Raw genomic sequence first — 9,409 nt, forward strand, 5'->3', positions numbered from 1 at the left:
GGGAGCTGGCCTGCCAGCGATGAGGGCGGCACAGCCAGCATCACCTATACCTGACACACCGCCATCGCGAGCAGGCTCGCTCCCACACTGGATCTCCAGTGGACGCAAATTCCGCCTACACCCCAATCAACTGTGGGAGCGGGCTTGCTCGCGAAGGGGCCGGCCTGTCCAACATCAATGTCGCCTGACCCACCGCCATCGCCGGCAAGCCGTGCTCCTACAGGGGGCTATCAGAGCAGGCTCCAGGACACGCCGACATACGCCCCCAGCCCTTCACCCGGCGTCGACCGGGCTGCATCCAGCCCTCTGTCGTCGTACCCGGGAGTCACGGTGGCCGCATAGTGCTTGTCGGTCAGGTTGCGGATGTCGAGCCAGGTCTGCCAGTCGCCCTTGGGCGCGTTGAAGCCCAGGGTGGCGCCGAACAGGGCGTAGGGATCGGCGTAGTAGCTGTTGGCATAGTCGACGGCCACTTTGGACACCAGCTGCGTGTTGACCGCGGCGAAGAAGCCTTGGGGCCAGTCGTAGCGCAGTTCGCCCTGGTAATAGTGCATCGGCAGGCCCGGCAGGCGGTTGTCGCCGAAGCGGTCGTCGTCGCGGTAGTGGAAGTCGCTGAAGGTATAGCTCTGACGCAGGCTCAACCGGCCGCCGTCCGCCGCCGCCCACAGCTGACTCTGCAAACCAGCCTCCACCCCCTGGTGCACGGTGGGGCTGGCGTTGAGTTCATACGGCGTGGTGGCGTTGGCGTCCGGTAGCACCGACAGCAATTCATGGCGCACCTCTGAGTAATACCAGGCCAGGCTCCATTGCCCCACGGCGCTGTCGCCGCGCCCGCCGAGCTCCAGGGTGGTGGCGGTCTGGTTTTGCAGCTTGATCGGATCACGCTGGGTGCCGGTGGCCGCACCGCTGCCAGCAGGGAAGCGCTGGTCGGCGCTATAGATCAACGACCACGGATGCGGCCCCTCCACCGAGCGGCTGAGGTTGCCGAACACCTGCAGATCCGGCGTCAGTTGATAGCGCAGGCCGATCCGTGGCGCGTAGTCCCAGTCATTCAGGCTGGTCTTGCCACCCCCGTCGGGGTAAGTCACCGCGCTTTCGCGGCGTGTGTAGATGGCGGCCAGGCCGGTGGTCAGCCACAGGTCGTCGGCGATCTCCAGATCATTGCCCACATGCAGCACGCTGTCCGAACCCTGATAGGTGAAATTGCGCATCGGGGTACCCGGCGCGTAGCCGGCGGTATTGCCCGTGGGTATGCGCACCCGTTCGCTGGCGCCGTCATTGGGCAAATGCTTGGTCACGCGCAGGCCAACCGTACTGTGGCTTTCCATGCCCCATAGCGTGTCGCGACGCTTGTAGTCGAACGTGCCGCTGACATCGGTGTACGCCACCTTCAGCCGGTTCGGCCCTTCGCGCAGATCCATCGGGTAGTCGTGGTAGACCAGCCCGGTCTGGATGCTCGAATCGTCATCGAGGTAGAAGGTGGTCTTGTTGCCGATAAAGGTGCTGCCCGGCTGCTTGCGGCTGTCGTCCCGGGTCACATAGGCGGGGTTGGCCGCACGTGGGTCGTGCTCGATGGAATGTTTGGTGACCCGCCCGGCGAGGTCGTTGTCGGTCTCGCGGTAGCGCAGGTAAAAGCGCGTTTCCAGGTTTGGATTGAAGCGGTAACCGACGTTGGCGATCACCCCCTGGCTCTCGCTGTCGGTGTGATCCTGATAACCATCGGACTGCGCGTCGGTCACCGCCACGTAGTAGTCGAGGTCCCCCAGCACCTGCCCGGAGCTGACCTGGCGCTGCTGATAACCGTGGCTGCCAGTGGCATAGCGCACCTGCAATTTCGGTGCGTTGTAGCCGGTATGGCTGACGTAATCGATGGCCCCGCCCAAAGCCAGCGCCCCACGGTCGAACCCGTTGGCGCCGCGCAGCACTTCCACGTGATCGAGCCACAGCGGCTCGAGCAATTCATAGGGCGTGCCGCCCGGGCCAGTCAGCGGCAGGCCATCGAGCATCGTGTACAGCCCCGAAGCATGCGCCCCCGGCGCCCGATTGATCCCCGAGCCACGAATCGAAATCTTCACCCCTTCGTTGCCCGCCGACTGGGCATACACCCCCGGCTGATACGCCAGCACATCCTGATTGCTCGCCACCCGGCCCTGCAGCGGGCGACGCATGTCCACCACGTTGGTACCGCCCGGCACCTGGGCCAGCCGCGCCTGGACGTCTTCCACCGAGGCGTCTTCGCCGCTGCGATCTTCAGCGCCGATCAGCACCTGCCCAAGTTCGATGCCCTTGGCCATGGCCGGACAAACGAGGGCCAGGCCCAGCAACGCGGCGGGCAGGGATTTGGGCGAGGGCATCGGGCGAACTCCATACGGACAAGAACAGGCAGTGAGGAACTGCGACGCAGGGAAGAACGAAGGAAACACATGGCGATTTGGTTTTTTTCTCGGCAGGCGCCCCCCACGTCAGCCTTTGCATCGCGCTGCGCAATTGGAGAGCCCGCTGCGCAATCGGGGAGGTTGCCTGCCAGCCCAGTCGCTAGTTTAAGGCTGCACCCAAACAGGGCCTGGCAATTGCAGTGCTGCCGGTCGACTAAGGGAAACCTTTAGCCGGCATGGCGATTTCCCCCTTTCGGATGCTGTTCATCTCGATACCGGTGCGGCAATGGCTGGCTTACCTTGGGGGCACAACCAACGTGTCACCGCAGCGGGCTGCTCCCTCGAGCCCGCCCGATGCTTCACGCCATAACAAAAACAGGGAGAGGCCACGCCTTACCCATGCAGCACACCTGAGTACGGCCCACAGGCGCCGCGCGACTTCCAGGTCTTTAGATTGATTCTGCTCCTATAAAAACAGTGCCCAGGCACATACAGATGTGGAGAGGTTGGATGGTTCAGGTAAAGCAAATTTGCCGTGGGCGAAGTATTGCCGGCGTTTTGGGAATGATTTGTGCACCTCTGGCAGCCCATGCCGACGTAATCGATGACAGTCATTTCAAAGTGGATGCACGCAACTTCTACTTGCACCGTAACTACACCAACACCCATGCGCCCGATTCCGAAGTGCACAGTTGGTCCCAGGGTTTCGATGCGCAGTTCACCTCCGGCTACACCGACACCGCGTTGGCCATTGGCCTGGATGTCGATGCGCAATACGCCGTGCGCCTGGATTCGTCGGGCAACGACGGTTCGCTGCCCTACAGCGTCAGTGACCGGCAGACGTCCCGGGACTACAGTCGCGCCGGTGCCACCTTCAAGATGCGCTACAGCAAGACCGAGCTGAAGGTCGGTGATCTGCGCCCGCAATTGCCGGTGGCCTTCGATGACACCAGTCGGCAACTGGATACGATCTATCAAGGCGCCGTGGTCGAATCAAAGGAGGTCGACAAGTTGACCCTGACCGGTGGCCGTTTCTGGTCGGCGGTGACCCGCGAGTCTTCCAACCACGAGAAGCTCTACAAGTACGGCTCCACCGATAACCTCGACAGCGACGGCCTGGACTTTGGCGGCGCCACCTACGACCTCTCCAAGAACCTGCAAGCCAGTTATTTCTATGGGGTGCTGCACGATATTTATCAGCAGCACTATGTCGGCCTGATGCACATGGCCGACCTGGGGGATGGCTACAAACTCAAGACCGACCTGCGCTACTTCAACAACAACGAAGACGGCAAGGCCTTGAACGGCGTGATCGACAACCGTTCCTGGGGCTCGTTGTTCACCTTGCTCAAAGGCGCCCACATGTTTGGCGTCAGTTACCAGCGCATGCTCGGTGACAGCGTGTTCCCGACCATGAACGGCTACATCCCCCAGCCCTATCTGGTGCACTGGTCGTCCCTGGCGTTCGTGCGCCCGGGTGAAAAATCCTGGTCGGCGCGCTACGGCTACGACTTCGCCGCAATGGGTGTGCCGGGGCTGAAGTTCTACAGCCGCTACACCAAGGGCACCGACTGGAACCGTGGCGCCAACCTGAGCGACAACCAGGAAAGCGAACGTTTCCTGGGCCTCAGCTACGTGGTGCAGAGCGGGGCGCTGCAAGGCCTGGGGCTGGACCTGCGCAACATCGACGTGAAGCAGAAGTACGGCTACGACTACAACGAATTCCGTTTCGCCACGACCTACACCTGGAAGTTCTGGTAGGCGATTGATCCCATAACAATAAGAGGCCTGACCATGATCGAACCCATTGTCCTTAGCATCTGCCCCACGACTTTCCATTCGTTGTTCTGCGGCGCGCGGCGTCCATGAGCGGATTCCTAGAGGAGCAAATACCCGTGAATATCCAGGTCGACAACCCGGTCCTGCACAAGAAGAAAACCTACGTCTACGAGTGGTACGTGGTGGCCCTGTGCATGGTCGCCTACATCTTTTCCTTCGTGGACCGGCAGATCCTGGCGCTGATGATCGAGCCGATCAAAGCCGACCTGCAGATCAGCGACACTCAGTTCAGCCTGCTCCATGGCCTGGCCTTTTCCTTGTTCTACGCCTTCATGGGCATGCCCATCGCCTACCTGGCCGACCGCTTCTCGCGTCCGAAAATCATTGCCGTCGGCGTGGTGGTCTGGAGCCTGATGACCGCCGCCTGCGGCCTGAGCAAGAACTTCCTGCATATGTTCCTGGCCCGCATCGGCGTGGGCGTTGGTGAAGCGGCGCTGTCGCCCTCGGCCTACTCGATGTTCAGCGACATGTTCCCCAAGGAAAAACTCGGCCGCGCAGTGGGCATCTACTCCATCGGCTCGTTCGTCGGTGGTGGCCTGGCGTTCCTGGTGGGCGGTTATGTGATCGCCATGCTCAAGGACATGAACACCATCGAGGTGGCCTTTCTCGGCGCGATGAAGGCCTGGCAACTGGCGTTCTTCATTGTCGGCCTGCCCGGGATCGTGGTCGGCCTGTTGATCTGGCTCACCGTGCGCGACCCTGCGCGCAAAGGCCTGCAAGTCGATGCCCAGGGCCGGGCCAGGAAGGTCGCCCTGGGCGATGGCCTGCGCTTTCTCGGCCGTCACCGTGCGACCTTCACCTGCCATTACCTGGGTTTTTCGTTCTACGCCATGGCCCTGTTCTGCCTGATGAGCTGGAGCCCGGCGCTGTACATCCGCAAGTTCGGCCTGACGCCGGTGGAAGCCGGCTACATGCTCGGCACCGTGCTGTTGGTGGCCAATACCGCCGGCGTCTTGTTCGGCGGCTGGCTGACTGATTACCTGGCCAAGCAAGGCCATCAGGACGCCGCGATGCGCACCGGGGTGATCGGTGCGCTGGGCATGGCGGTGCCGGCGGTGCTGTTCTCGCAAGTGGACCAACTGTGGCTGTCGGTGAGCCTGTTGGTGCCGGCGATGTTCTTCGCCTCGTTCCCGATGCCGGCGTCCACGGCGGCCATGCAGATCCTGGCGCCGAATCAGGTGCGGGCGCAGGTCTCGGCGGTGTTCCTGCTGATCAGCAACCTGCTGGGGTTGGGCCTGGGCACCACGCTGGTGGCGCTGTTGACCGACCGTTATTTCGGCTCGCCCGCGGCGGTGGGCTCGTCGATGTCGCTGGTGATCGCCGGCGCATCGGTGCTGACCGTGCTTTTGCTGTGGCGCGGTTGCGGTCGATTCCGCGAAAGTTACGCCCGGGAATATCCGAACCGGGTTTGATTGGTTATCGTCCATGATCGGCGCCTCGGCCTCGCTCCCTGTTCAGGGGAGTGGGGCCGAGCCGCTCCGGATCGGGAGAACCCCAGATGTTGAATGACGTACACCTGCTGGAACGGCACAGCCTGCTCAGCTCGGCCGATTACCGTGAGATCAAGGACAAGGTCAGCCATTACCTGTGCCCGCACAGCTTCAACGTGCTGCGGGACGAGCCGATGCATACCCGGCTCAACGGGGTGTTTTTCGGCGATTCGGCGCTGCTTGACCTGCGCTACGGCGCGCCCGTGGAGGTGACCATCGGCGATATCGCCGACCAGTACCTGTTCCGCATCACCTTGCAGGGCCATTGCGAAGTGGCCCACGGGCGGCGCAGCGCGGCGATGCAGTCAGGCTACCTGAGCGTTTCCTCACCCTTCGCGCAAAGCCGCATCGTCACCGACGGGCAATGCCGCAACCTGATCCTGCGGGTCGACCGCGATGCCCTGGAAACGCAACTGCAACGCCTGCTCGGCCGTAGCCTGCGGCAGTCGGTGATCTTCGATATCAGCGTCGATCACCTGGGCGCCGGCGTTGTCAGCCTCTGTCACACCCTGGACTACATCTGCCGGTTGTACGGCAGCGGCGTGGACGGTTCGCGCATTGCCGGTGGCCTGTCCGAGTACCTGATGCAGCTGTTGCTGACGCAGCTGCCGCACAACTATTCGGCGGATCTGCTGATCGACACCCGCGCGCCGCTGCCGCATCACGTCAAGAAGGCCCGGGACTACATTGAGGCGCACCTGGACGAGCCGATCAGCCTGGCGACCCTGAGCGAATTGTGCGGCGTGTCGGTGCGCACCCTGCAGAACGGCTTCAACCAGTTCCTGCAGCAGGCCCCGGTGGAGTACATCCGCGACCGGCGCCTGGCGGCGATCCATGAGTCGCTCAAGCAGGGCAGGTCCGGTGAGACCGTCACCGACATTCTGTTGCGCCACGGCATCAACAGCTTCGGGCATTTTTCCAGCGCCTATCGGCAACGTTATGGTTGCCTGCCGTCGGACACCCTGCGCCGGCAAAAGCATTGAAGCTTCTGCGTAATCCGTCAGTCGGCTGCGCAATCGGATAAGTGAGTGAGGCGAGCGCCCGATAGCATCGAGTCTCTTACAAGAGGAGCGACTCCATGAATATTACGGTGCTGGGTGGTGGGCACGGCTGTTATGCCGCAGCGGTGGAAATGGCGGAAAAGGGGCACGCGACCCGTCTGTGGCGTCGCGACGGCGCCGCACTCAAGGAACTGCTGGACATCGGCAGCCTGACCATCAAGGACTATCGCGGCACTCGTCGGTTGTCCGTCGGTAAACCCGAGGACAAGCTGTCGCTGACCGACAACCTCGCCGAAGCCTTGAGCGATGCGCAACTGGTGATCATCCCGCTGCCGTCCACCTCCCATGAAGACCTGGCCAGGCACGTGGCGCCGCACCTGCACGACGGCCAGGTGGTGTTCCTGCCGCCGGGCACGTTCGGCAGCTATGTGTTCGCCAAGGCGATGGCCGAGGCGGGCAACCACAGCCAGGTCGCTTTCGCGGAAACCGGCACGCTGCCGTACCTGGTGCGCAAGCACGGCGCCAGTGACCTGGTGATCAGCGGCTACGCCACCCGCCTGCCGACGGGCGTGTTCCCCAGCAACCTGTCCGAGCATGCCTTTGCGGTATTGCGCGAGGCCTACCCGAGCGTCGAGCCGATCGAAGATGCGTTGAGTGGTGCGTTGATGAACGCCGGCCCCATCATCCATCCGCCGTTGATCATGATGAACGCCGGTCCCCTGGAACACTTCGAGGCCTGGGACATTCACAACGAAGGCACCCAGCCGTCGATCCGTCGGGTGACCAATCAGCTGGATGCCGAGCGCATGGGCGTGCGCGAAGCGCTGACCTATGGCGCACCGCATTTCCCCTTGGCCGACCACTACAACACCACTGAAGGCGATGAGTGGATGTATGGTCGCGGGGCCCACGGCAAGCTGACCGACAGTGGCGACTGGCGGGAAGACATCGACCTGCAGAAGCATCGCTACATGCTCGAGGATACGCGTCTGGGGTTGTCCTTCCTGGTGTCTGTCGGTCGCTGGGCCGGTGTGCCGACCCCGGTGGCACAGGGGCTGCTCAGCATTGCTTCGGTGGTGGCTGCACGCGACTTGTATGCCGAGGGCCGAACCCTGGAAAACCTGGGGCTGGCGCAACTGAGCCGGGCCCAGATGACCGAACTGCTGACCAAGGGTATTCACGGATGAGCGCCGCGCTGCCCCAAGTCAGCGTGGTCGGCGCCGGGCGGATGGGCGAGGGCATTGCCCTGTCGTTCATCCATGCGGGCCTGCCGGTGACCCTGATCGACATCAAGGACCGCGCCGAGGCTGAGCGACGCGGCTACTTCGAACGTGTGCGCAACACCATCCGCGGCGAGCTGCAGACCCTGGTACGGCTTGGGTTGCTTCAGGCGGATCAGGCGGACGTGGCGTTATCGCGCTTGACCGTGCAAGCCAAGACCGAGGCAAGTGCGACCTTGGGTCGGTGTGACCTGGTGTTCGAGGCGGTGCCGGAAGTGATCGCGGTCAAGCAACAGACGTTTGCCTGGGTCAGCGAGCATGTCCGCCCCGAGGCCATCATCGCGTCGACCACCTCGACCTTCCTGGTCACGGAACTGGCGGACATGGTCCGTGAACCCAAGCGTTTCGTGAACGCGCACTGGCTCAATCCTGCGCACCTGATGCCCCTGGTGGAAGTCAGCCGCAGCGACGCCACCTGCCCGCAGGTGGTCGAGCGCCTGCTGCAACTGCTCAAGCGCATCGGCAAAGTGCCGGTGGTGTGCAACCCGGTGGCCGGCTACATCGTCCCGCGCATCCAGGCACTGGCGATGAACGAAGCGGCACGGATGGTCGAGGAGGGGGTAGCCAGTGCAGAAGACATCGACACCGCCGTTCGCGTGGGTTTCGGCCTGCGGTTCTCGGTGTTGGGGCTGCTGGAGTTCATCGACTGGGGCGGCGGCGACATCCTCTACTACGCCTCGCGCTATCTGAGCGGCGCCCTGTCGTCACGGTTCGAATCGCCCCAGGTGATTGCCGACAACATGCAGAACGGCCGCAACGGCTTGCGCGATGGCCAGGGGTTCTACGACTACCGAGACAAGGACGTGGACGCCTACAAGCAGCAACGGCTGGGCGAGTTCGTGCGCAAGCTGGAGTTGTCCGGCCTGACGCCTGCTTTTGAGGGGGCGTTGAAGCAGGGGTGAATATCAGGGGCATTGGGTGGGAGCTGGCGGCGTGTACGCATTTTGTGAACACCACCCACCCTGTAGGAGCGAGCTTGCTCGCGAAGAGGTCGGCACAGCCAACATCACAGTGACTGACCCACCGCCATCGCTGGCAAGCCAGCTCCCACAATGGTTTTGTGACGACCAGAAAATCCACGACCAACCCAAAAACCCTGTGGGAGCGAGCTTGCTCGCGAAGAGGTCGGCACAGCCAACATCACAGGTGACAGACCCACCGCCTTCGCGAGCAAGCCCGCTCCCACAATGGTTTTGTGACGACCAGAAAATCCACGACCAACCCAAAAACCCTGTAGGAGCGAGCTTGCTCGCGAAGAGGTCGGCACAGCCAACATCACAGTGACTGACCCACCGCCATCGCTGGCAGGCCAGCTCCCACAAAGGTTTTGTGACGACCAGAAAATCCACGATCAACCCAAAAACCCTGTAGGAGCGAGCTTGCTCGCGATGAGGTCGGCACAGCCAACATCACAGGTGACAGACCCA

Annotated in this window: 6 protein-coding genes; 5 read left to right on the top strand and 1 reads right to left on the bottom strand. The window is 62.8% G+C overall.

Features of this window, described 5'->3' with window-relative positions:
* Positions 1 to 230: 230 nt before the first annotated feature.
* Positions 231 to 2,351 (bottom strand): TonB-dependent receptor domain-containing protein, encoded by a 2,121-nt coding sequence (locus B0W55_RS27280; protein ID WP_077049012.1) that lies wholly within the window; start codon positions 2,349 to 2,351, stop codon positions 231 to 233.
* A gap of 531 nt (positions 2,352 to 2,882) precedes the next feature.
* Between B0W55_RS27280 and B0W55_RS27285 the strand changes: the two genes are divergently transcribed.
* The 5 genes from B0W55_RS27285 to B0W55_RS27305 all read left to right on the top strand — a co-directional run bounded on the left by B0W55_RS27285 (position 2,883) and on the right by B0W55_RS27305 (position 8,884).
* Positions 2,883 to 4,133 carry an OprD family outer membrane porin gene (locus B0W55_RS27285; protein ID WP_077049013.1) on the top strand — a complete coding sequence of 417 codons (1,251 nt, stop codon included), beginning with the start codon at positions 2,883 to 2,885 and terminating at the stop codon, positions 4,131 to 4,133.
* 134 nt (positions 4,134 to 4,267) lie between these two features.
* On the top strand, positions 4,268 to 5,623 hold the full coding sequence (locus B0W55_RS27290; RefSeq protein WP_077049014.1) for an MFS transporter: 1,356 nt from the start codon (positions 4,268 to 4,270) through the stop codon (positions 5,621 to 5,623).
* 86 nt (positions 5,624 to 5,709) lie between these two features.
* A complete protein-coding gene (locus tag B0W55_RS27295; RefSeq protein ID WP_077049015.1) occupies positions 5,710 to 6,684 on the top strand; it encodes an AraC family transcriptional regulator in 975 nt (324 codons plus the stop codon).
* A 95-nt stretch (positions 6,685 to 6,779) separates the two neighbouring features.
* Positions 6,780 to 7,889, top strand: coding sequence for an NAD/NADP-dependent octopine/nopaline dehydrogenase family protein (locus B0W55_RS27300; RefSeq protein ID WP_077049016.1), 1,110 nt, complete (start codon positions 6,780 to 6,782; stop codon positions 7,887 to 7,889).
* Positions 7,886 to 8,884 (top strand): 3-hydroxybutyryl-CoA dehydrogenase, encoded by a 999-nt coding sequence (locus B0W55_RS27305; protein ID WP_077049017.1) that lies wholly within the window; start codon positions 7,886 to 7,888, stop codon positions 8,882 to 8,884. The genes B0W55_RS27300 and B0W55_RS27305 overlap by 4 nt, the downstream gene beginning before the upstream one ends.
* Positions 8,885 to 9,409 lie beyond the last annotated feature (525 nt).

It is taken from the genome of Pseudomonas sp. KK4 (assembly GCF_001984065.1).
Lineage (GTDB): Bacteria > Pseudomonadota > Gammaproteobacteria > Pseudomonadales > Pseudomonadaceae > Aquipseudomonas.